Source organism: Lysinibacillus sp. 54212 (genome assembly GCF_036662795.1).
GTDB lineage: Bacteria > Bacillota > Bacilli > Bacillales_A > Planococcaceae > Lysinibacillus_B.
On the sequence record NZ_JBAFWZ010000011.1, the window covers coordinates 23,080 to 47,051 of the forward strand.

Annotated in this window: 25 protein-coding genes and 1 pseudogene; 6 read left to right on the top strand and 20 right to left on the bottom strand. The window is 39.0% G+C overall.

Features of this window, described 5'->3' with window-relative positions; genetic code table 11:
* Nucleotides 1-459: 459 nt before the first annotated feature.
* On the bottom strand, nt 460-1,851 hold the full coding sequence (locus V4T18_RS09590; protein WP_332648982.1) for a hypothetical protein: 1,392 nt from the start codon (nt 1,849-1,851) through the stop codon (nt 460-462).
* 226 nt (nt 1,852-2,077) lie between these two features.
* Between V4T18_RS09590 and V4T18_RS09595 the strand changes: the two genes are divergently transcribed.
* Complete coding sequence (locus V4T18_RS09595) at nt 2,078-2,257, top strand: hypothetical protein (RefSeq protein ID WP_332648983.1); 180 nt, start codon at nt 2,078-2,080, stop codon at nt 2,255-2,257.
* A gap of 49 nt (nt 2,258-2,306) precedes the next feature.
* On the opposite strand, the gene V4T18_RS09600 is transcribed toward V4T18_RS09595, so the two are convergent.
* The 7 genes from V4T18_RS09600 to V4T18_RS09630 all read right to left on the bottom strand — a co-directional run bounded on the left by V4T18_RS09600 (nt 2,307) and on the right by V4T18_RS09630 (nt 10,227).
* On the bottom strand, nt 2,307-3,800 hold the full coding sequence (locus V4T18_RS09600) for a leucyl aminopeptidase (protein WP_332648984.1): 1,494 nt from the start codon (nt 3,798-3,800) through the stop codon (nt 2,307-2,309).
* A gap of 103 nt (nt 3,801-3,903) precedes the next feature.
* Nucleotides 3,904-5,355: a carbon starvation CstA family protein gene (locus V4T18_RS09605; protein WP_332648985.1), complete on the bottom strand. Its 1,452-nt coding sequence runs from the start codon at nt 5,353-5,355 to the stop codon at nt 3,904-3,906.
* Nucleotides 5,356-5,759: 404 nt separating this feature from the next.
* Nucleotides 5,760-6,086 carry a YuiB family protein gene (locus V4T18_RS09610; protein WP_332648986.1) on the bottom strand — a complete coding sequence of 109 codons (327 nt, stop codon included), beginning with the start codon at nt 6,084-6,086 and terminating at the stop codon, nt 5,760-5,762.
* A gap of 151 nt (nt 6,087-6,237) precedes the next feature.
* Nucleotides 6,238-6,735 carry an NUDIX domain-containing protein gene (locus V4T18_RS09615; RefSeq protein ID WP_332648987.1) on the bottom strand — a complete coding sequence of 166 codons (498 nt, stop codon included), beginning with the start codon at nt 6,733-6,735 and terminating at the stop codon, nt 6,238-6,240.
* Nucleotides 6,736-6,944: 209 nt separating this feature from the next.
* Entirely contained in the window at nt 6,945-8,156 is a 1,212-nt protein-coding gene (locus V4T18_RS09620) for an NAD(P)/FAD-dependent oxidoreductase (protein ID WP_332648988.1), read from the bottom strand.
* A 366-nt stretch (nt 8,157-8,522) separates the two neighbouring features.
* Complete coding sequence (locus V4T18_RS09625; protein ID WP_332648989.1) at nt 8,523-9,728, bottom strand: EAL-associated domain-containing protein; 1,206 nt, start codon at nt 9,726-9,728, stop codon at nt 8,523-8,525.
* Nucleotides 9,729-9,897: 169 nt separating this feature from the next.
* Nucleotides 9,898-10,227: a YuzD family protein gene (locus V4T18_RS09630; protein WP_332648990.1), complete on the bottom strand. Its 330-nt coding sequence runs from the start codon at nt 10,225-10,227 to the stop codon at nt 9,898-9,900.
* Here V4T18_RS09630 and V4T18_RS09635 point away from each other — a divergent pair.
* Nucleotides 10,219-10,550 (top strand): annotated as a pseudogene (locus tag V4T18_RS09635) (NifU family protein). The gene V4T18_RS09630 and the pseudogene V4T18_RS09635 overlap by 9 nt on opposite strands.
* Before the next feature lie 45 nt (nt 10,551-10,595).
* Here the strand turns inward: V4T18_RS09635 and V4T18_RS09640 are convergent.
* Nucleotides 10,596-11,291: a DUF2225 domain-containing protein gene (locus V4T18_RS09640; protein WP_332648991.1), complete on the bottom strand. Its 696-nt coding sequence runs from the start codon at nt 11,289-11,291 to the stop codon at nt 10,596-10,598.
* A gap of 149 nt (nt 11,292-11,440) precedes the next feature.
* On the opposite strand from V4T18_RS09640, the gene V4T18_RS09645 reads away from it, so the two are divergent.
* On the top strand, nt 11,441-11,815 hold the full coding sequence (locus V4T18_RS09645) for a HesB/IscA family protein (protein WP_332649076.1): 375 nt from the start codon (nt 11,441-11,443) through the stop codon (nt 11,813-11,815).
* Between the two features lie 89 nt (nt 11,816-11,904).
* Here the strand turns inward: V4T18_RS09645 and V4T18_RS09650 are convergent, their stop codons facing one another.
* Nucleotides 11,905-12,975 carry an NAD(P)/FAD-dependent oxidoreductase gene (locus V4T18_RS09650; protein WP_332648992.1) on the bottom strand — a complete coding sequence of 357 codons (1,071 nt, stop codon included), beginning with the start codon at nt 12,973-12,975 and terminating at the stop codon, nt 11,905-11,907.
* A 209-nt stretch (nt 12,976-13,184) separates the two neighbouring features.
* Here V4T18_RS09650 and V4T18_RS09655 point away from each other — a divergent pair, with 209 nt between their 5' ends.
* Both V4T18_RS09655 and V4T18_RS09660 read left to right on the top strand, forming a co-directional pair.
* Nucleotides 13,185-13,421: a YuzB family protein gene (locus tag V4T18_RS09655; protein ID WP_332649077.1), complete on the top strand. Its 237-nt coding sequence runs from the start codon at nt 13,185-13,187 to the stop codon at nt 13,419-13,421.
* A 184-nt stretch (nt 13,422-13,605) separates the two neighbouring features.
* The gene (locus V4T18_RS09660) at nt 13,606-13,824 is read left to right on the top strand and encodes a hypothetical protein (RefSeq protein WP_332648993.1); all 219 of its coding nucleotides are present in this window, start codon (nt 13,606-13,608) and stop codon (nt 13,822-13,824) included.
* Between the two features lie 16 nt (nt 13,825-13,840).
* Here V4T18_RS09660 and V4T18_RS09665 read toward each other — a convergent pair whose 3' ends face one another.
* Both V4T18_RS09665 and V4T18_RS09670 read right to left on the bottom strand, forming a co-directional pair.
* Nucleotides 13,841-14,608, bottom strand: a complete 768-nt coding sequence (locus tag V4T18_RS09665) for a TIGR01457 family HAD-type hydrolase (protein ID WP_332648994.1) — start codon at nt 14,606-14,608, stop codon at nt 13,841-13,843.
* On the bottom strand, nt 14,609-15,058 hold the full coding sequence (locus V4T18_RS09670; protein ID WP_332648995.1) for a DUF86 domain-containing protein: 450 nt from the start codon (nt 15,056-15,058) through the stop codon (nt 14,609-14,611).
* 90 nt (nt 15,059-15,148) lie between these two features.
* Here V4T18_RS09670 and V4T18_RS09675 point away from each other — a divergent pair, with 90 nt between their 5' ends.
* Entirely contained in the window at nt 15,149-15,415 is a 267-nt protein-coding gene (locus V4T18_RS09675; RefSeq protein WP_332648996.1) for a DUF3055 domain-containing protein, read from the top strand.
* Between the two features lie 189 nt (nt 15,416-15,604).
* Here the strand turns inward: V4T18_RS09675 and V4T18_RS09680 are convergent, their stop codons facing one another.
* The 8 genes from V4T18_RS09680 to cysI all read right to left on the bottom strand — a co-directional run bounded on the left by V4T18_RS09680 (nt 15,605) and on the right by cysI (nt 23,941).
* The gene (locus V4T18_RS09680) at nt 15,605-15,928 is read right to left on the bottom strand and encodes a YutD family protein (RefSeq protein ID WP_332648997.1); all 324 of its coding nucleotides are present in this window, start codon (nt 15,926-15,928) and stop codon (nt 15,605-15,607) included.
* Between the two features lie 62 nt (nt 15,929-15,990).
* A complete protein-coding gene (gene lipA, locus V4T18_RS09685; protein ID WP_332648998.1) occupies nt 15,991-16,911 on the bottom strand; it encodes a lipoyl synthase in 921 nt (306 codons plus the stop codon).
* 115 nt (nt 16,912-17,026) lie between these two features.
* Nucleotides 17,027-17,773 (bottom strand): sporulation protein YunB, encoded by a 747-nt coding sequence (yunB, locus tag V4T18_RS09690; protein WP_332648999.1) that lies wholly within the window; start codon nt 17,771-17,773, stop codon nt 17,027-17,029.
* Nucleotides 17,774-17,838: 65 nt separating this feature from the next.
* A complete protein-coding gene (locus tag V4T18_RS09695; RefSeq protein WP_332649000.1) occupies nt 17,839-18,960 on the bottom strand; it encodes an HD-GYP domain-containing protein in 1,122 nt (373 codons plus the stop codon).
* Nucleotides 18,961-19,033: 73 nt separating this feature from the next.
* Nucleotides 19,034-20,395 carry a bifunctional metallophosphatase/5'-nucleotidase gene (locus V4T18_RS09700; RefSeq protein WP_332649001.1) on the bottom strand — a complete coding sequence of 454 codons (1,362 nt, stop codon included), beginning with the start codon at nt 20,393-20,395 and terminating at the stop codon, nt 19,034-19,036.
* Nucleotides 20,396-20,410: 15 nt separating this feature from the next.
* Complete coding sequence (locus tag V4T18_RS09705) at nt 20,411-21,232, bottom strand: sulfite exporter TauE/SafE family protein (RefSeq protein WP_332649002.1); 822 nt, start codon at nt 21,230-21,232, stop codon at nt 20,411-20,413.
* Nucleotides 21,232-22,089 (bottom strand): DUF72 domain-containing protein, encoded by an 858-nt coding sequence (locus V4T18_RS09710; protein WP_332649003.1) that lies wholly within the window; start codon nt 22,087-22,089, stop codon nt 21,232-21,234. The genes V4T18_RS09705 and V4T18_RS09710 overlap by 1 nt, the downstream gene beginning before the upstream one ends.
* Nucleotides 22,090-22,210: 121 nt before the next feature.
* Nucleotides 22,211-23,941, bottom strand: coding sequence for an assimilatory sulfite reductase (NADPH) hemoprotein subunit (gene cysI, locus V4T18_RS09715; protein WP_332649004.1), 1,731 nt, complete (start codon nt 23,939-23,941; stop codon nt 22,211-22,213).
* Nucleotides 23,942-23,972 lie beyond the last annotated feature (31 nt).

Here is a 23,972-nt window from a genome sequence, read left to right on the forward strand (position 1 = left end):
AAGCATAATATTACAAGAATAAAATTGCATCAAACATGCTTTTTTACCTAATGGTAACGACGTATTTCACAAAAAAACAGTGTATTTCTAGTTAGATTTTTGAAGTAGCCGCAATCATGAGATTAAATATAAAGACAACTTATTCTTTATCAATCCAAAAAAATAATATGATTTTAGCTTTCCTAACAAAATTTATTGAAGGTGGTTTATTTTTTCATCACTTATTATTCATTCATTAAATTTTCGATCGCCAGAAACGCAATTTGTCGACTTTCATATACGACTTATTTTTATATAAGTGCCAAATAAGGAAAATAGTCCTCTTTGACACTTATTTTATAATAAGTTGTATATCGATTCTGACAAATTCGACAAACCGTACTTAGATTTGGCAAAGCTCTCTACGGGAGACCCCGTAAATATCAACCTATAAAAATTGGCAGCCCTTGCACCGTTACTCTATATTAAAAACATCGCAACAATCGTTGTGACCACTAGCCCGATGACGACTGGCAGTAAATTTCGCCGCGCAAGCTCAAACGGACTGACGTTACAAATTGCAGCTGCTGGAATGAGCGCCCAAGGAATTAAAGTTCCCCCGCCGACCCATATTGCGGAAATTTGCCCTAAAGCTGTAAGAGTGGCCGTTCCATCTCCTATTGCATTTCCGAATAAGCTTCCGACCGAGCCTACTAACGATATACCAGAAAAGCCTGATCCATCTAACCCTGTTATGGCTCCTACACCTACTAATGTAATCACAGCAATTTCTTTTGTGAGTGGGACAAGAGCTGCTAAGCCCGCTCCAAGATCATTTACAATGCCATGTGAGGTAGCCGGTAGGTAGTCACCTACGATTTGACCAAAGCCGGAATCCCCTAGATAAAAGAATGCAGCAATTGGAATGACCGGTCCAAACACTTTAAAGCCAAATTGGAACCCTTGTATTAAGTAGCTTGTTGTCTTTTCAAGTCCTTGATTTTTATGCGCAATAACTGACAGGATTAGTAGTATAAAGACTGCCGTTCCACCAATTAACGCCGTTGCATCTCCGCCCTGTAGTCTCAGTACAGACATTGCTATAACATCGATTAAAAATGCAACGGGAATGAGAATAGCGAAAAATCGCTTTTGCTTTAACGAGAGTAAATCTTCTGCTTGATCGTGTACAAACTCGCCCTCTAGCGAGCCTACTAATTCAATCTTGCCACGCTTCATATCGCGCCTTAATAGATAATAGGCTGTAATCGTTGTCACAATCCCCATTGTAATAACGAGCGGAATACTTGCACTGACAACATCACCAACTGGAATGCTTGCCGCATCAGCTGTCAGCTTCGGAGCCCCTTGAATAACAAAATCACTCGATAAAGCAATTCCGTGCCCAAAAAGGTTCATGGCCATCGCTACACCGAGTGCTGGGAGTCCAGCACGGATAGCTGCTGGAAGCAATACGGCTCCAAGTAAGGCCACTGCTGGAGATGGCCAGAAAAACCAGGAAATGACCATCATTAGAATTCCTATTGTCCAATAGCCAAGTGCTGGCGTTTTAATAAATCTTGCAAATGGTGCAACCATAACCTCATTAATACCCGTTTTCGTTAGCACACGGCTCATGGCGACAATAATCGAAATTATAAGGATCGTCGATAAGAGCTCTGTAATCGCATAAATAAAGCTGTTAAACACACCACTTATTGATGCTGTTATCTCCCCTGTAGCTACAATCGCTAGCATAAATATACCGAGAATACAAATAAGCGTTGTATCACGTCGCTTTACCATAAACCCAATAATTAGCACAATAAATGCAACATATATCCAATGGAGAGCTGTTAATTCAACCCCCATACCCTTCCTCCTCCATCATCGTTTGCTTCTAGAATATGAAAAAATCGAGGAGGAGTGCGTAATCCTAACCACCTTGAAATATTTCCCTGAAAATGTGTACAATGTAGTTACAGTACGTTTAAATAAAGTCTCTTCAATATAACTTGGGGTTGATTTAAAATGACATTCGTTTTAATGACGTGGAATATAGCCTTTTCTTCACTCCCGGTATAAGGAGGAAATCGATTTGAATACATTCTTATTTAATATGCTTATCGCAATTATTGGGATCGCTTCGTTAACAGGTGTGCTCTTATATTTTATTGTCGATATTCTTCGAGGTAAGAAATCCCTGTACTCATGGTTTATTCTACTCGGCCTATTTGGATTTCTCGGGCTATCAATTCAGCAAATTTTATCATTTTAAAAAGCCATTCCCCTTCTCTGAGAAAAGGAACGGCTTTATTAATGTAAATTTATTTTGTTTTCGTAGCAAACGCTGCTAGTGTTCGAACCATGGCACCTGTTGCACCCTTTGGACCTAAATCATATGGAGCTTTTGCTTCTGATGTACCGGCAATGTCTAAGTGTATCCACGGTGTATCCTCAGCAAATTCGCCAACAAAGCCGCCTCCAAAAATCATATGACCGTCACGACCTGGTGAGTTGTTTAAGTCAGCCATATCCGATTTTCGAATACGTTTTTTATCACTTTCCGTTAACGGTAAGCGCCATACGAATTCGCCCGTTTCTATCGTCGCCTCCATAAAGCTTTCGAAAAATTCCTCGTTATTTGTTAGCGCACCTGTTTTATCCATGCCGAGTGCAATAATAACGCCACCAGTTAGTGTTGCTACGTCGATTAAGTAGTTCGCACCTTGCTGCTTTGCATACGAAACAGCATCCCCTAATACTAGACGGCCTTCAGCATCTGTATTTAATACTTCCACTGTTTTCCCGCTATAAGTAGTAATGACGTCATCTGGCTTAAAGGCAGTTCCTGATACCATATTGTCTGTTGCCCCAATAACGGCTACTACATTTCGTTTTGGACGCGTTTCGCCGATAATTTTCATCGCGCCAAGCACCGCTGCAGCACCACCCATATCGCCCTTCATTCCGACCATACCTTCACGAGGCTTTAATGAGTAACCGCCTGTATCATAGGTAACGCCTTTACCGACAAAAGCAAGTACATCTTCCCATTTGTCCTTCGCTTGATATTTTAATGTAATCAGCCGTGGTTCTTCTGAAGAGCCTTGATTTACGCTTAATATGCCGCCCATGCCTAATTCCTCAAGCTGTGCCTTATTTAGAATCTCTACTTCGAAGTCATATTCCTTCGCTAGCTCCACTGCATAATTTGCAAGATCTGTTGGTGTAAGCATATTCGGTGGTAAATTGACTAAATTACGTGCTTCATTTACGGCCTCGGCATAAATTTGACCAACTTCAAAGCTCTCTACAGCCTCTTCTAGATTCCCTTTTGTTATAAGCTCTATACGATCGAGATATGTGTCCACTTCATTAGAAGTTGTTTTATAATGCGGTACTTTATAAAAGCCCATTGGAATGCCTTCCCCTGCAAGGAATGCCACATCCACTTCCTCTATTGTCGGTGAAACAAAAGAGTCTAACCAAACAGCGAAATCATTCACCTTTAGCGCCTTTAGCTCTTTGCCAACTAAACCAAACGCTTCTCGAAGATTTTCTTCTGTTAGTGTTTTCCCTTCGCCTAAACCGACAAATAAAATACGTTTAATATTGCTGTTTGTAGCAACAGGCATTTTCGTTATTTTTTTTCGATCAGAGCTAATTTCTCCAGCACGAATCCACGCTTCTAATGTTTCCCCAAAAAACGGGCTAAATTCGCTCCAGTTTTTCATTTGCTCACGATGCTTTCCAACACCAATAATAATTGTTTCTGCTGTGACAGATTGAAATGTTTGTTTTCCAGCTACAATACTCATAAGAATAGCCTCCTAAAATTCATTCCTCTTCATTATAACTCTTTTCGGATATTTCGGTAACCGAAAAAAAGAGGCGTCTATTAAGACACCCCCCTTAGATTTTTTATGGATTTGTTTTATAATGCGATACATCCTCGTCGAGTAAGAAGTCTGTTCCACGAACACTAACAGCTCGCATTGCAAACGCTACAATCACAATTAGTGTTAACACTATACCGCCGATGTATGCCACATTTAAAGGTAAGTTAAACCCAATTTTCTCATATAAAATGTAAACGAATACATTATAGGTCATGAATGTCGCTGGAATCGACGCAATCCAGTGGTTTTTCTTCGCGATGATTAAATACATCGCTCCAACCCACAGTGCGATAACGGCAGTTGTTTGGTTTGCCCACGAGAAATAACGCCATAAAATATTAAAGTCAATTTGTGTTAGTCCGTAAGAAATGACAAACATAGGAATCGCTATCCATAGACGACTAAGGATTTTCCCCTGACCTAACTTCAAGTAATCTGCAATTATCATTCGAGCTGCTCGGAATGCTGTATCGCCTGATGTAATCGGTAAAACAATAACACCTAGTATAGCTAATGTGCCACCAACAGCACCTAACATTAGTATAGACGCCTCTGAAACAACACCTGCTGTTCCAATTACTGCTAACTTTTCATTTAAACCACCATAGCCACTGAATAGGCTCATCGCAGCTGCTGCCCAGATCATGGCAATAATCCCTTCTGCAATCATCATACCGTAAAAAATCTTACGCCCCTGTGATTCTTTTTGGGTTGTTCGTGAAATGATTGGTGATTGTGTTGCATGGAATCCTGATAAGGCACCACAAGTAATCGTAAAGAATAGCATTGGGAAAATTGGTAATGCCGCTGGGTGCATATTTTGTAGAGTTAGTTCAGGAATTGGTGCACCTGTTACTAACATCATAACCCCAATGCCAGCAGCAGAAATTAATAGTAATGCTCCGAAGAACGGATAAATACGTCCAATAATTTTATCTACAGGAAGTAATGTAGCTAAAATATAATACGCAAAAATGACAAAGGTAATAAGCGTTATGCTCACTTTTGCATCCATTAAATTGTGTAGCAGGAGAGCAGGAGATGAAACAAATACCGTTCCTACTAATACTAATAATAATAGGGCAAATGCATTTACAACATGCTTCATATACTTACCTAAAAATTTCGTTGCTAGTTGAGGTAAATGAGCACCACGATTTCGAATGGAAATCATTCCTGTTAAATAATCATGAACTGCACCGGCAAAGATACAGCCGATCACAATCCACACAAATGCCACAGGACCATATAATGCCCCCATAATCGGACCAAATACCGGTCCTACTCCAGCGATGTTTAATAACTGAATAAGTGAATTTTTCGGTGTAGACATCGGTACATAATCAACACCGTCCCCATTAACATAAGCAGGTGTTGGTCTTGACTCTTGTTTGCCAAAAACCTTTTCTACAAATTTTCCATACGTAAAATAACCAATTATAAGTGCAACAATACAAACTAAAAATGTGATCATGCTTTCCCCTCCATCCTTTGCTTCAAGGTTTACACTACGAATATAGTATAAACCTTTAATATTCTATGTTTAGAATCTATTAAATATGCAAAAGAAAAAAGGTTCATCACCTAAAGTCGAGATTGTTATATATCACCGCACACTGCACTTCTCGTGGTAGCATCATCATGTCACCATCCTAGTCGCAAATGGATCGTCTAAAAATGTCTTTTCAGACGGTCCTTTTATTGGATTAGAGTGGAGCCAGCTTGAGTGCATCTGTCTCCTACGCCTTTGTGAACAACATCGTGTAGCCCACGCTTCGTTTTCGCTACACAAAACATCTGTTGTCCGCTGACGCTGGTGGAAATCAACTCCAAGTTATGGTGATGAGAAAGAAAAAACATGCATCTAATAGATGCATGTTAAAACATTCTGTATCCTGCTTTACGTAAATAAATCATAACAATACCTGCAACAATCGCTCCACCAAAGCCTCCTGATAAAATTAATATATCAACAATTTGCAATGCTTGTAGCTTGTCCATTAATGCAGGAAATGCTGTCCCTGGCTTGAAAATATAATCAAGAAAAGAAACGTCATCTACGATAAATACTACAACAATCGGATATACAATCGCCATCAGCCACGTCATACGGAGTAACATGTTTAGTAAAAATCCGATACCAAAAAACATAACAAAAAATAGTACGACTGAAATAATTAATTGAACTAAAGAAACAGATTCCATCCTATGTAAACCCTCCAATTTTCCTCTAATTAGTGTACATGATTAATAGAGGGCTTTCAATCGAAATACTCTGATCTTCATGAAACAGACAAAGTAGTAGCGTGAAAAATAGTTTCTGATTGCACGATTTTCTAGAACGCTAGTGAGATTTTTACTTATTGAAAAAAAAGTTATATTTCGTATACCCAAAAATATCACCAGGATTGATACCTTCAATTTTATTTAACATGTAGTGTTCTACATGGTATTGTGCCATTTCTACAATCATTACAGAAGATCGTTCATCGACCGCAAGATCTTTCGGGTGAATCCATCTTGCCTCTAGAATTTCCCTTTCCTCGATGACAATTTCCTGCGCGTACTCTACCATATGGCAATAAAAAATCGCCATATTATCGCTTATCTCCTCACGAATTACTCCAGTTCTAAAACCAATCAATCCATGAACAACGCAATCTATCCCTGTTTCTTCCTTCACTTCCCTAATTGCCCCTTCATCTATTGTTTCGCCTTCGTCAACGAAACCAGCTGGAAGAGACCAGCGCCCCTTTAAGCCACCGTATGACTTCTTAACAACTAGCCATTCTCCACTTTGATTTTCTACTACAGCACTAACCCCTAACCAAACTTTCCCTCTATCTTTTTTCATTTTCCTCAATCCTTTATACATATTCTCCCTTTATTATATCGAGTAACACGAATAGAAAAAACTGTTATATTTTAAGAACAGCGCAAGCACCCCGTTTAGCCCCGAGAAGCGCTGGAGCTAGACAATGCTCACCCCCAAAAATTTATACTTTCTAAATCAAAAAAACAGACAAAGTCACATTTGACCTTGTCTGTTGTTTATTACTTGAATTAGATAAATTTAAATTTACCTTTTTTCACTGTTAAGCCTACACCGCCTACTAGGAATAGGGCACGGTTGTCTACAACTTTCTTCAGAGCAGAAGCTGTTTTACCTGTAAATTTACGACCCATAGCAGCGCCAATTGCATCATCATGACCTAGTGAACATACAGCACCCTTGTCATCATAAACAAATGTTTCTGTATCTTCGCCTTTCATTAGGTGTTTAATGTTTTTGGCAATGTTCACTGCTTGTTGCATTGCGATTTGTGCTGTTGGTGGGTATGGACGTCCTGCTTCTTCGTTAAGAAGGAATGCACAGTCACCTACTACGAATACATCGTCAAAGCCAGGAGCACGCATATCTTTACGTACTGCAATACGTGCACGGTTTGATTCGATACCAGATGTTTCTACTAACTTGTTACCACGTACGCCAGCTGCCCAAATAACCGTACCTGCTTTAATGAATTCGAACTCGTCTTCACCTTTTTTAATTTTTACGCCTTCTTCAGTTGCTTCAACAACAGGCGTACCGATTGAGAACTCAATACCTTTTTTAGATAGTGAAGTTTTTGCATATTCTACTAGTTGAGGATCGAAGCCTGGTAATACCATTGGTGCCGCTTCTACACATAGCACACGAACCTTTTCTTGTGGAATATCAAATTCTTTACATAGCTCAGGAATACGGTTTCCAAGCTCCCCTAAAAGCTCGATACCTGTGAAGCCTGCACCACCAACTACAATTGTTAATTTGCTATCATCTTTTTCTTCATCTAATGACCAAGAAGCAAATTGATATTCAATATGCTCACGAATTTGTCGTGCTGCATTTAAGTTTGGTAATGAAAGGGCATATTTATCTAGACCAGGGATACCAAATGTTTCACCTTCGAAACCAAGACCAAATACTAAATAATCGTAAGTGAATTCGCCTGCCGATGTTTCAACTTTACGCGCATTTACATCTACATTTTCCACTGTAGCTTGTACAAATTTTACGTTGTTGTTAATTACACTTGAAATTGGATAACGTGCTGCTTCTGGTGAAATCGTACCAGCACTCACTTCATGTAACCAAGTTGTTTCATAATGGTAGTCATTTTTATTTATTAAAATGATTTCGGCTTCTTCACTGCTTACTAATTTCTGTAGGTTAACTACTGTAGTTAATCCACCGTATCCAGCGCCTAACACTAAAATAGTCGGTCTTTTCACTTAAATCAAAACCCCTTTAATTTTATTGTACTAGCGATAAGAAACAAAAAAGAAGTACATAGAATACTTCAGTAGTTTGTTACGCTAGGTCGACATATTTTCGACATAGATTATCACATACTATATTAGCCCTTTTGCCTCGAATTTTCAATACATTAATGCTCTCATGTAGAAAAATGGTTAATAAAAGGCGTTAACGAGTGAGAAACATATATAATTTAGAAAAAGTACTCAAATTATAGTATATAATAATGCTCATCTCAACTTAAAAAGAAGGTGAGATGAGCTGTTTTATTGTGAGAATATTCATTACATTTCATTAAAAACGAGCTAGCTTGAAATAATGTTCAAGTTAGCTCGGTAAGATTAATTTACAATATTGTGTTCGTATAAATAACTATAGGAAATATCGATGAATAAATACTCGTTATTTGGCAGGGCCAATGATAATGTGCGAGTTAGCTCACCTGTTTCTATATCGCTATAGGCATTCGATAGCTCCACAAGATGATCCTGTCGCATCTTTAGTAAATTTTCAAGGAAGTATGGCCGCCAGCTCCAATTTTTTTGTAGCGCCTCTTGCTGAATAACCCAAGCTTCGTCCCTCCACATAATGTTTGGCGTTGTTTGGAATCCTTCTCCATTACAAATATATAGTCGGAATGCAAATGGCTGGAGCTTTTTTGCTAAAGAGACAAGCTTTTCGACATGGCTACTTGTAGGCCCAACCTCTTCAACATTTGTATAGACTTCCCTTTCTAACGTTTTAATTGCCTGGTATCGCTGCTTGACCAGCTTTTTCTCCGTTGCAATAAACTGCTCACATTCATCACGGAAACGGGACTTTAATGTATCGCGTGGAATAAACGTTTTGGAAGGCTTCTCTAAATAGGCCCCTTTATAATAACGGGCTCCATTTTTCCAGCCATGCTGTAATTGATAGACTGTATCTACATCACTTACCATCAAGGAGGCCCCGATTTTTAGTGCAAGCGTTCTAAGGGTAGTAAATACATGGTTTTGAGCACCCCAATTATGATAATTAAGCTGCCGAACGTTTATTATTAACACACTCGGCTCTAATAATAAAATGGAATTTAGCTGACTATGTGATGCTATATTATTTAATGCGACCTTTACACCGTATGTTTTCATGTATTTGACTACGTGGTGTAATTGCATAATATCCCCTTTATAACAATGCTCATTCATCACAAGGGTAAGCTGCTCCATGTGATTTTCCGCTACTAACTCCTTTAACAGAGCAAAATAGCTTTCACCATAATCAATCATCAATAAATTAGGATTACATGGAATATAAAGTTCTACATCCAGTAACTCCTGCTTTGCTATCACAATGGATTGACGTATGATGAGCCTCTCCACCTCAGCACGAATATCCTCTGGCACCTCTTCATTATACGTAAAATCCTCCAAGTCAAAAGTCGACGTTTGATCTGCAATCCTTCCGACAACTTTATAAGCAACAATGCTATGCTCATCACCACTATAAATAGGCTCGAATAAAATTTCTATAGTATCTAATTTATCTAACACATGTAATACGTCCACGAGTTTCAAACCTCCTAATGCCAACCTGCACTTATCATAAAACAAATTTTTACTAAATTCAAAACGCAAATTTATATCAAAGTAACATTATAGGTTTTATTCATAAAAAAGAACATACTATTAGTAATATAGTATGTTCAAAGGAAGGAACCGTTGACTCCTGCTTTTATTAATCGTGCGACTTGTAGCCTAAATTTTCAAGCGCAGTAAAGACCGGTTTAATCTGAACGTAGCCTTCACCGACAACTTCATCGTTAATTAATACCAGTGGATAAAAAAACTCATCGTCCGCAATGCGAGTTGCATAATCGATATCACGTTCGTTTACTAATGGCGCTTCGATATCAATATAGCGTATTTCAAATGGTTGGTCTGGAAATTTTCGATCGATTGCTGCTTGCAGCCATTCGTATGTATCCTTTGATGATGGAGCATTTACACAGCTAGCACAAATTACGTTAGCTCCGTACACTTCAACTATTGCCTTAGATTGACCCATTTTTTTCTTCCGACCTTTCATGATTCAATATTGGATTTTTTTGTTTCTTCACATTATAATAACTTTAGTGAAAGGAGTCGAGTGAAATGACAGATATTGAACAAAAAGAACAAGTACAAGAAGTTTTAGATAAATTACGCCCATTCCTATTACGCGATGGTGGAGACTGCGAATTAGTCGATATTGAAGACGGCATTGTAAAACTACGCTTACTAGGCGCATGCGGAAGCTGCCCGAGTTCTACAATCACATTAAAAGCAGGTATTGAGCGAGCACTATTAGAAGAAGTACCAGGCATTATTGAAGTAGAGCAAGTTTTCTAATAATCAACTCAAAGAGGTATCCGTTTTATGCGGATACCTCTTTTACTAATCTTGCGTAATAGTCTCTCGCTCTTGACGAATTAGCTGCCATTGCTCTTTCGCCATTTCTACTAACTTAGCCTCGCCACCTACTCGCTGATTTTCAATAACTCGTGAGAAAAAGCGCGTTGAATTCTCATAATCTCCTAATCGACGTGATAACTCAGCAATCATATACATAATGCGAACGCCAGACATTTGAGTACTCGCATAATCCTCTGTAGAAAACGATTCCATATACTGGTCACGAGCAATTTGCATAAAGCGCATTTCTTGTCCATCATTTTTTAACGAACGATACAGCCAAGCTAAGCGAAGAGCTAGTCCAGCTTTAGCTACAAACTTTTCCTTTTTAATATTCGCACATAGTAAAGCGAGCTTATACGCTTGAATTGCCTGAAAAACGGTACGCTCCCCCTTAAAATCATGGTGTACCCAATTATTTGTTATTTGTTTTTGAATTTCTTCTGCCACACCTGGTGCAAAATATTTAGTAAAATCTTCGGTAAATGAAAAACCACAATGCTCACATACGAAGACATTATAATACATTGCTTGTACATTTCCTTCTGCATACATCGGTTGAAAATCAGTGCCTGTATCTTCTACCTTTACAAATTTTGAACGTACCTTTAATGTAGGGAAACTTTTTTTACAATGTAAGCAGTCGATTTTTTTTTCGTAAAACGGTGAAATCTCCATTATATTTCATCCCTTCAATTATATAGTCCCATTACTATTATATCAATTTGAAGGAAAAAAGTAGCTATGTAAATTGCACAATTCAAAGGCAGTTTTGTTGTCACGTGCAAAACAGAATTGATATGATAGGAGAAAGGAAGGTGACTGTAATGACTACCGAAAAAAGAGTAATTGTTTTAACAGAAGCGGCATCCTTTCAAATTAAAGAAATGATGACGCATAACGAAGAAGAAGGTTCTTACCTGCGTGTAGCAGTTCGTGGTGGCGGTTGCAGCGGATTATCATACGGTATGGCATTTGACGAACATAAAAACGAAGATGATTTCACAGACGAACAGTTTGGTTTACAAATAGTTGTTTCTAAGGAAGACGCACCGATTTTAATGGGAACAAATATTGACTATAAGCAATCGCTCCTGGGCGGAGGCTTTACGATTGAGAATCCAAACGCAATTGCCTCATGTGGCTGCGGAACTTCATTTAAGGCACCTCAGCGCGAAGGAAATCCTGAGGTTTGTGATTAACTAATGAGAGCTGCCGTCCTAATCGACGGTAGCTTTTTAATTGTTAAAACAAAAGGTCGCCCAACATTGGACGACCTCTCACATTTATATTAGTTATCGTTTTGACGCTTATACATCCATAGAAGGCCTGATTTCATTAAACGTGCAATACGCCCTGTTACTGTTGTATCTGCTAAATGAACGAATCCTTGTTTTTTACCTAGGGATCCCATGAATCCTTTTAATTTTATTTCTGGCATTTTATCTGGTAAAGACATGCCACTCCAACGAGTACGTAAAATCTTTACAACATGCTCTGCTTGTTCTTCAGCTAGCTGAGCTGTTGGAGGTAGCGTTGAAGATGCACAATCCCCAATGACAAACACATGCTCATCATCCTGTAATGTGAAATATTGTGTTACGATTGGGCGACCAAACTTATCCTTTTCCGCTTCCATATCACGAACGAGCTTTACAGGCTGAACCCCCGCTGTCCAAACAATGGCATCGACCTCTATCACTTGGTCATGGTTATACAAGCGAGTTGGCTCCACCTTTGTAATGTTGGACTCGGCAATAACCTCTACATTATGTTTTATGAACCATGATTTTACGTAATTACTTAACTTCTCTGGGAAATCTCGTAAGATACGAGGTGAACGGTCAAATAATTTAATTTTCAAGTCTGAACGGCTTTCACGAAGTTCACTCGCTAGCTCTATGCCAGACAGTCCCGCGCCTACAATCCCTACTGTTGAACCAGGTGGTAAACCACATAGCTTTTCAAAGGTCGTACGTGACTTTGCGATTGTTTGAATACTGTATGTGTACTCCTCCGCACCGGGTACACCATGGTATTTGTCTTCACAACCTAAACCAATTACTAAATCATCATATGAAATTACTTCCCCATTTTCTAAAGAAACCGTTTTTTCTTCACGATCGATGCGAGAAATTTCCCCAAAAACAGTTTTTAACCGCGGATGTTCTGGAAATGATACACGTACTTCCTTATCAGTCGAAGTGCCTGCAGCTAATGCATAAAATTCTGTTTTTAAGCTATGAAATGGTGTTCTGTCTACTAAAATAATTTCTGTATCTTCTGGCAAATTGTTTGGTAATAAACGTAGTAAAATACGCATATTTCCGTACCCGCCGCCTAATAAAACTAATTTTTTCATAATGCTCTCCTTTAAAAATTATGTTCTGCTTATATCGTCTTTCAGCAAATACGCATTGTGTAATTGATTTGTTCACAAAGTATCCATAAATGAGTATAGCCTATTGTGAGATGTTTCACAATATCTTTTTGTGAAAGTTTTCACAAGAAATTGTTTCATTGACGAATCTCTCAAATGAGAGTAGCATGACAATGAGTGAGGTGACCGAGATGAATCCAATGGTTGAATTTTGCATAAGTAATTTAGCAAACGGTGCACAGGAAACGTATGAAGCACTTGAAAAAGATCCGAATATCGATGTTTTAGAATATGGCTGCTTAAGCTATTGTACAAAATGTGAAAACGCCTTTTATGCACTAGTAAACGGTGATATTGTCGAAGCGGATTCACCTGCTGAATTAACAAAAAAAATATATGACTATATTGAACAAAATCCAATGTGGTAACTCGTAACGCTAGTATGTGCTAGCGTTTTTTATTTCATTAATATTTGGGCATTTCCTTTGGTAGATTGCTTTAATCGGATGGTTAATGCACGAGAGATTGGAGTTTCCAAATGAGGGTTGGCATAGTTACACAAATGGCATGTAAAGTAGGCTGTCCGAATAAAAAAAGGAGCTATACGTACAAATGAACGGGCTAGCCGAACAAAAGAATGAGCTATACGCACAAATGCACTCCTTATCCGAACAAAAGAATGGGCCATACGCACAAAAGCCGACCTTATCCGCACAAATGAACACCCTATCCGAACATAAGCAGACTATACGCACAAATGCACTCCTTATCCGAACAAAAGAATGGGCCATACGCACAAAAGCACACCCATCCGCACAAAACACTCACTAAGCAAAAAAACCGCGCTTTACAAGAAAGCACGGTCTATCTCATCTAAGTTTTCTACCAGATAGGTTGGTTGAATAGGTTGTGTTTTTACAACCGCAGTAGGCGTCACACCCGTATTCACATGAATAGTCCTACAACCGAAGTTTATGCCGCATAAAATATCTGTATCATAATTATCGCCAACCATAATCAGGTCCTCATTCGACAATCCATGCTCCTCTGCAATCATTTCAAGCATCGCAGGAGATGGTTTTCCGATAAATAACGGCTCTACACCAGCAACGTTACCAACCATGCGAACAAAGGAACCGTTGCCTGGAAGGAAGCCTTGTTCGGTAGGGAATTTAATATCCTCATTCGTTCCAATAAGCTTTGCGCCGTTTTGAACGAGGATACAAGCTTTGCCAAGACGAGCATAATCAATCTTTCGATCAATACCCATAACAAGAACGTCGCCATGTTCATCATCTCTAACAGCGATTCCCTCATTTTCTAGTGCCGCCCGAATGCCATCTGAGCCTATTACTTGTACAACTGCTTCCTTATAATTCTTCACAATATACTTGGCTGTTGCTATTGCACTTGAATAAATATGTGTAAGAGGCGCATCAATCCCTACATCTTTTAAAGCCTGCTGCAGCTGCTGTGGTGTTTTGGAGGAATTATTCGTTATGTAAAACGGTTCATTCCCATCCTTCTGTAAGTTGTGAATAAATCGAATAGCAGAATCAATACCTGCCCTTCCACGGTAAACTGTACCGTCTAAATCAAAACAGTATGCATTCATTTACTGTTCCTCAGGTAAAAATGCCGATACAGGGCCTAGCTCATTCGTTACATAATCTTGAACCTTGCCTGGGAAAGCTTTAATTGCTGGTAAGCTTGCTGTTAGTACCGATAAAACTTCCTTATCATCTACGGCTATAAATTCACGTACGAGCATTTTACGTAAGCCGACAACTGCCTTTAATGGTGCATCCATTTCAGGTGTAATAACTTTTTCATCGACTAAAATATCGATAATATCCTCGTAGCTTCCTGGATCTCGCATAATAAAGCCATCAATCATTAGGTTCCCTACATCCATCATCGATTCCATCATATTATGACCAATGCGTTGTAGCGCTAATTTTAAGATATCGTCCTTTAGCCAATTATCATTGCCTTCAAGCACTGCTATAAGGTCGTTTAAATGATTTAAGTTCAGTGTAATTTTGTTTCTATCTACGAAGTACATAGAAAAGCCTCCAATCAATTGATAAAAGTTGATAGTGATTTCTTATCTATAGTAACATATTCTATAGAATTGGAAGGAGCTTGTATCAAAATGGAACGATTTTTCTTATATGATGATGTAGAAGATACAAAAACGCGCTTTGTCAGCTTTACAGGTAAAACGCAGCGATACGATTTAGCTATTTTACAAAGCAGCCGTTTTTTCGGTAAAGTACTCGTACTAGATATTCAGTTTGGCAGATTCGCTATTATTGGGCCAGATGATGTAGAGGAGCCGGGCTATTTAGAGCATGCTTATAATCGTACTGAGGAAGAGGCAGCCGATTTACGTGAGTATTTAACAGAGCTTTTAGGATAGGAAATGCGGAAGCGCCCTTTAGCCCCGACAGCTGGTTGCGAAAGGCTACTAGCGTCTTGTCACGCTTAGAGACTGTAGACCGCGAACTCGAGGGGCTGGGCGCCTGAGCTAGACACAGCGCAAGCGCCAAAAACTTATACTTTCTTACACAAAAAAAGTGATTTCGGACAAAAGCCGAAATCACTTTTTTTATTCTACCGGTTGAGCATTTTCATCAACCATTTCTACAATTTGTGGGGCTCTACCGATTTTTTTCACAATAAAATAGGCACAGCCGAAGTTACAGTATTCGTATAAATAATCCTGTAACGTACTAATTTTTGTATCGAACGTAGACTTTTGATTTCGATCATCAAAAAATCCTTTTAATCGAAGCTGACCGTAGCCCCAGTCACCCACGATATAATCATAGCGCGATAGTATATCTGAATATCGGGCTAAAAAAACATCCTCTTTAAATCCGTCTCGTACATTTTCAATGATTTCATACTCATAGCCTTCCGCAACTATCATAAGTACACCGCCACCCTCTTATCTACCATGTTCTATACATCGTTGATAATAAACTTAAATTTTTATGCTTCTGTTCGCATTAAACGTTCCTTTGCTGCTGCATTTACTTGCTCATCCGCATGATAACTACTACGAACTAATGGACCTGCTTCACAATGACTGAAGCCTTTTTCCATTGCAATTTTACGTAGCTTGCCAAACTCTAATGGCGAATAATATTTTTGTACTGGTAAATGCTTTTTCGTTGGCTGCAAATATTGTCCGATTGTCATAATATCTACATTATTCGCGCGTAAGTCATCCATTACCTCTAAAATTTCGTCCCATGTTTCCCCTAAGCCAATCATTAACGATGACTTTGTTGGAATATCCGGCTGCATTTCCTTTGCACGGCGTAAAAACTCAAGAGAGCGTTCATACTTTGCTTTTGCACGAACTCTTGGCGTTAAACGACGAACCGTTTCGATATTATGGTTTAAAATATCGGGTTTTGCATCCATTAATAACTGTAGATTTTCTTCAGTACCCCCTAAATCAGAAGGTAACACCTCAACAGAAGTGAATGGTGATTTACGACGGATAGCGCGTACTGTTTCGGCAAGCACCTCAGCTCCACCATCTTTTAAATCGTCACGTGCCACCATTGTGATGACAACATGCTTCAGCTCCATAATACTAACAGAATCTGCCACACGCTCTGGTTCAGCTAAATCCAACTCATTCGGTAAGCCGGTTTTAACAGCACAAAAACGACAGGCACGTGTACAAATTGAGCCTAAAATCATCATTGTAGCTGTTCGACGTTCACCCCAGCATTCATGAATGTTTGGACAACGGGCTTCCTCACAAACAGTGTGAAGATTTTTTTCTCGCATTAGTTTTTTTAAGCCTTTATATTCATCATTCGTGTTTAATTTTATTTTTAGCCAATCGGGTTTTCTTATATGTTCTTCTTTGTTGTTTGTAGGTTTACAAGATGTCATGAAAATTCGCCCCTTATCAATTTCGACCATATAGTATAGTACATACCTGTTGTCAATGTATCATATATCTATGCTAGCAACAACTAACTTTCATTTGTCAATCATACAATTTTCTTTACTCATATGGAACAGGCACCTCAAGCGATGGCTGTACACCATCTCCACCATTCGTATAAATATGCGGCACTCTTCCACTAACAAGACCCATCGCTACCGGAATGTTTTGCTCGACTGTCGCAGATTCACTTGCAAATGGGACAATAATTTGAACATTGACTTCTAAATGAATATATACCTCTACCCTTGCATTATTAATGCCGAACTCCTCTATTGAAGATTCAACGTCGCTATGAACGTTCCCAATAATATGAAAGCGAATCGGAATTTTAGGTCCTAGATTTCCTATTATAGGTAAATTCAACACTTGCCCTAGCGGCACGAAAAATACAATACCATCTCCCGCCTCCATTTTCCCTACATCATATTCTACATTTTCTAAATTCGGTAAACGAGATAAATCACCGTTTTCTGCCTGCTCTAAATATTCTTTTACGAGTGTTGTCGTTTCTGCCCGAACTCGATTAATTATTTCTGTATTAAATTTTACAGCAATCATTTCACTTTCACCGGGAGGTAATTCCTCAATAATTTCATTAATATCTAGCACTTTGGTCGTTCGTGCATCAATTGCCTTACTCACAACATACGAAGCTATTTTATGTGTTTGCACATGAGCATAATCTAGATAAACCGGCATTAAACGACTATTTATAAAATAAATGGTCAGTAGAATCATCACGAATAAACTAACTAGCAGCAATGAAAATTTCGATGATTTTCTGCTTCGCTGCCGAAATCGCATTTTTGGTCTCCGTCTTGAGAACAAAAAAATCCCCCTGCTCACATAATATGAGCAAGGAGATTGTACTATTCGACATAAGCAACGTATTCTGTTTCAATTTTGTCGATACGAAGCGCTGGATGATCCGCTAGATTAATTTCATATGTGGCGTCTAAAAGTACATTTTCCACTTCGAATATTCGTACTAACGGACACTCTGGTTGACTATTATTTTGCTTTGAAACAATTCCACGTCGTCCATCCGATAATAACAACACCGTACCATTCGGATAATGAATGATACTACGCTTTAATGCTTCAACAACTTTTTCACTATAAATCGTCCCGCTACCTGCTTCAATAATGGCTATTCCTTGTGAAGGTAGCAGCTTTTCGCGGTAAACACGGTTCGACGTAACAGCATCAAAAACATCAGCTACACCGATGATTTTAGCAAAAGGATGAATCTCAAAATCTACTAGCCCTCGAGGATAGCCGCTTCCATCAAGACGCTCATGATGCTGGAAGGCACAATGAGCAACGAGCAACGAGATGGAATGTAAATTACGCAACAAGTCAAAGCCAAACTTTGCATGCTGCTTCATCAAATCATATTCCTCTGTCGTTAATCGACCTGGCTTTAATAAAATTTCTGTTGGAATAAGTAATTTACCAACATCATGTAGCATTGCCCCAATCCCTATTAAACGTAAATCCTCGTAGGCATAGCCCATTTCCTTTGCAATCGCAATCGAATAAAGGGTTACCTGGAAGGAATGATGGTATAAGTATTCATCATATAAATAGGCATCTGTTAATACAGTTAATATCTCTTCACTTTCTAGAATGGAGTCTAATAAGCCCTCTATTATTCCACCGATCACCTTTGATTGTTGATCAAGGACATAGGAGGCCTGTGTTGGCTCAGCTTTTTTCACCGCATTAAATGATTTAGTAATATTATGTACTGTCCGTGTTCTAACCTGATGTGAGATTGTTTCTTCGATTTCAATTCCCTCGGCAATCTTATCTTCAATATAAATATAATGAATATTCAATTGCTTCAGTCGGTTAATAATATGATCTGATACTTCTACGCCCTTTTGTAAAAGAGGATGGCCTGCCTCGTTCCAAATCGTCCTTCCAACGACCATCCCTTCTTTAAGGACATTTAATGATATTAGTCGCATTGATTTCTCATGCCCCATTCTATAAATTACGTTAAATTTACTTCTCATTATAATCGTAACTGAGCAATTAGAAAAGCTGTATAAAGGATAATTATGGTCTATTTTGCAAATATGCCATAAAAATGTCACGCAGGAATGCAGGTAAATAATAGTGCTTCTTTGCATATTTAAAGCTCGGGAAAAAGTAACCGAACGTAAATAAATCTAATGTAGCAAGCGTATATGTTTTTTGCATATCAGCTCTTTTTCCATTGATAAGTAACTCCCGCTGCTTTGTAAACTTAATGCCATATAGCAGTACTTTACCAAAAACAATGCCCCTAAACCCTAGACCCTTTAGTTGTAATTCTGGCCAATCCTCATTTTGTGCTTGCAGGTACATTTCCTTTAGCTCTGCTCCTGTTAATTCAATCGTGCATAAATTAATTGGATGAGGTAGGATTTTATGCAGATCGTAGGCACTCGTATACCCTTGCTGTAAATTATCGAGGAAAATGCCCGCATTAAACATTACGCAATCAGCATTCGTATAAGCCCAAATTGATCTGGCAAATAGATCGGAGAGGGGTGAATAATGAAACCATTCCTTGTAGTAGGTTTTCGTCATTCTAATGACCGGTGTATTTAATATCTCCCTGCCTTCCTTTGCTAGATGATACACAAAATCATCCTCACCCTGGACTGTAGCAAGCATCCCATTTTCGATTAATTCTTCTTTTAACGAAACAATACTTTTGTTGGTATGGTTGTACGTTATTGTTGTATGTCCCGTATACTGACCGAATTTTCCGCCACCTGTTAGAAGGACACCATTTTCCCATTTCCCCTGGGGAAACTTATGATGCGTATGGGCGCCAAAAATAACATCAATATCTGGACATTCCTTTGCAAGCAGTTCATCATCTGTAATCCCTAAATGTGAAAGGCACACGATGATATCTACTTGCGCACGAAGCTTTTGAACAAGTAAGATGATCGCGGCACGAGGCTCCGTTACTTCCCAATTTAACGTTCTATAAAAAGCATCGAACTGAGCTGTTGCACCGATAACAGCGATTGTTGTACCGAGCTTAGTCTGTAATATTGTATAAGGCTTTAGCCAGGCGGGATTTTCCCCGTTTATTGCGTTAATATTCGCCACAACCACGTCAAAAGCTGCGTCCTCATATAAGGCACAAAGCTCCTCATAGGATAGCGTGATGCCCTCGTTATTTCCAATCGTTACGACATCATATCCAGCCTCGTTTAATAATCGAACATTCCCCTTCCCAAGTGTTGCCTCTGTATAAACATTGGAGCGGTCCATATGATCACCGACATCTAATAAAAAACTCGGCTCACCTCGACCTGCACATATTAAACGTTGCTCCTTTATATATACTTGCATACGTAACCAATATTCAAAATGGCTATGTAAATCATTTGTATGGAATAGATGAATCTTTTCGAGCACCGCCCACACCTCTTTCTAAAATAATGCATCAAATATCGAACGAACACCTAAGAGTAGTAACACAATCCGAAGGGCAAATACAAGTGATTCGGACTTCAATTTTTTCCCCAGTGTGGCACCAAGCTTTGCACCAATATAAGCACCAGGAATGACAGGTATTGTATAAAGCCAAGGTACATTTCCTAAATATATGTGGCTCGCTGAGTTTACAATCGATGTTAAAAACACCAAAAACATCGACGTGGCAACTGCAACATGCGGTGGAAATAAAAATAAAATAATCATAGCAGGTACTATCATTGAACCCCCACCTATGCCAAATAAGCCCGACATTAATCCAACAAAGAATGTAAATAAAAGAGCAAACCAAATTGGATAGCCATACTGGTACCGTTCACCATTCCCATCGACAAAATTCATTTTTTTCCCATTTTCAACAAACCATTTCACCGGCTTTAACCTATCGCGGATAATTAAAATGATCGCTAGTATTATCAATAAAATGCCAAAATATAAATTAAAGGAAGGTAAATCTAACCCTTTATTAATCCAGGCACCAGTAATTGTTCCCGGTACACTTCCTGCAAAGAAAATAAAACCAGATTTAAAATCTACTGTTTTGGATTTCATATAGGAGAGGGTAGAAGCTAAACCTGTAAAAATCATCATGATGACCGATAAGCCGACTACTGTTTGCGGGGTAATATCTGGAATAAAGCCTAGGCTAATTCCAATAAATAATGTGGCAGGAATTAAAATGGCCCCTCCACCTAAGCCGACTAACGCGCCGATTATTCCTGCACAAAGGGCAATAATAAATAGCAGTAAAAATTCCATTACAACTCTCCTTCAAACATATTCATTTGCTTTGGTGAAAGATCCTCAAACTGAAGCCCTAGTATTTCCTGCATTCGCTTTGCATTAGGCGCTGCATGATAATCCGAATTATTGTTAAACAGTACAAACACATCTTTTGCCTGCCCCTGTAGCTGTCGGACTTGCTCGGCTAGTGCTTGCAATTCCTCTTCATTATAATCATAAAGAAATCGTACCTTTCGCCAATTGTGCATATTCCCGATATTTCGCCATCCATGAATATTGCGCCCATGAATACGTACTAAAGCCTTATTCGCAGTTGAGATCGGTACAAGTGGTACGCATCCAACACCAGCTTGTGGTTCATCACAGACGGTATGAATTAGCTCATTTTCTCGTAAAAAGTGCAGCGTTTTTTCCTTCGTATCCCTAGCGTACCATGTTTGATTACGAAATTCGATGGCAATAGGGTAATCGATTAGCTGCCCTTTTATGTAACGAATATATTGGACATTTTGGGCTGTACAATCAAACCACGGTGGAAATTGAACGAGCACCAGGGCTAATTTATTATATTTTTTAAAGGTATTTGCACACTCTTTGAAAGCATTAAACATATCATTTCGTGTTTCATATGGTAGATCCTCCCGTAAATGCCCTGTCATCCCTTGGTATGCCTTTAAGACAAATTGAAAGCGTTCCGGTGTATCCCTACACCATTTGTCTATCGTTGCGGAGTTCGGAATCGCATAAAATGAAGTATCGACCTCTACAACTGGAAAATGACCGCTATAATCAAATAATTTATCCCGTGCACTTGTTACTTCAGAATACAATGCCGGATGATCGCCCCAGCCAGTTAAACCAATATAAATCATTTTATCATCTCCCTTCTCTATCACTTATAGCAAATTTTTATTCATAAAGCATATCATTAGAAAAACAAAAAAGCTCGCCTACGTAAATTACGTAAGAACGAGCTCTTTCTTCACTTATTTATCATGTAACAGGTTGATTATGAAAGTCACGACCGTCTGTCACGGCCTGCACATAGTCTTTACGAATCACAAAGTCACCGAAATGTTCGCCTTCACCGCGCTCTTTTGCATAGTGTTCGAAAATCGGACGAAGTGTAGCTAGTATTTCGTCTTCGCCAATATTTTCACGATAAATCTTATTAAGACGTTCCCCTTTGAAATCGCCACCTAAATACAAATTATATTTTCCTGGACCTTTTCCGATAAAGCCGATTTCCCCCATTGCTGCACGTGAACAGCCATTTGGACAGCCTGACATGCGGATGCCAATTTCCGTTTCAAGCAAGCCGATTTCAGATAAAATATCATCGATTTTTGTAATTAGAGATGGTAAATAACGCTCAGCTTCAGCCATTGCTAAGCCACATGTTGGTAACGAAACACACGCAATCGAATTACGTCGAAGTGCCGAATAATGTGCACCATCTGTAATATTGTATTTTTTTAATAACATATCAATCGTACGTTTCTTTTGTGGAGCTACATCTGCAATTAATAAATTTTGATTTGGTGTTAAACGGAACAAGCCTGTATGGACTTTTGCAATTTCACGAAGACCTGTTTTTAACTGATAATCCTCAAAATCTCGAATGCGTCCATTTTGGATAAACAGCGTAAAATGCCAATTCCCGTCCGCCCCTTTAATCCAGCCAAATTCATCACCTGTGCGCTTAAAGGAATATGAACGAGTCTCTCCTAATTCCCATCCTAAACGTCGATTGAGCTCCTCCTTGAACCAATCAAGCCCACGTGCATCAATCGTATATTTAAAGCGTGCATTTTTACGGACCGCCCGATTTCCATAGTCTCGCTGTATTGTTAGGATTTTCTCAGCTGTTTCTAGTAATCGTTCTTTAGGAATATAGCCAACTATACGACCAAGCTGCGGATAAGTGGAAGTATCACCATGTGTCATACCCATACCGCCACCAACAGCAACGTTAAAGCCTACTAGCTCCTCATTTTCTACAATTGCAATAAAGCCAATATCCTGCGAAAAAACATCAACATCATTGCTTGGTGGGATCGCTATACCGATTTTGAATTTACGAGGCAAGTAAAGGGCTCCGTAAATTGGCTCTACCTCTGCTTCTTGACCGTCATATACTTTTTCACCATCTAGCCAAAGCTCATGATAGGCGCGCGTTCTAGGTAACAGATGCTCACTTAGCTTTGCAGACCATTGATATACTTCATCATGTAGCGAAGACTGATTTGGGTTTACATTACACATTACATTCCGGTTCACGTCGCCACATGCTGCAATACAATCTAACAGCGCCTCATGAATTTCTTGCATATACTTTTTAACATTCCATTTTAAAATGCCGTGCACCTGAAATGCTTGACGAGTTGTTAACTTTAATGAACCATTCCCATATTTATCGCCCATTTCATCCATAACAAGCCATTGCTGGGGTGTAGCTGTCCCGCCCGGTGTTCGAACACGTACCATAAATTGATACGCGGGCTCTAGCTTTTGCTTTTCACGTTCATTGCGCACATCGCGGTCATCCTGTAAATAGCTTCCGTGGAATTTCATTAAACGGTTATCATCTTCAGGAATCCCAGAGCTTAAAGGATATTTCATCGTTCCTTCAAGTGTTCCTCGTAAATAATTACTTTCATTTTTTATACGTTCCACGTCACTTGGCGTACCAGGCTGTGGCGGTAATACAATTTTTTCAGTCATACTTTCTTCTCTCCAATCCATCAAATTCAAC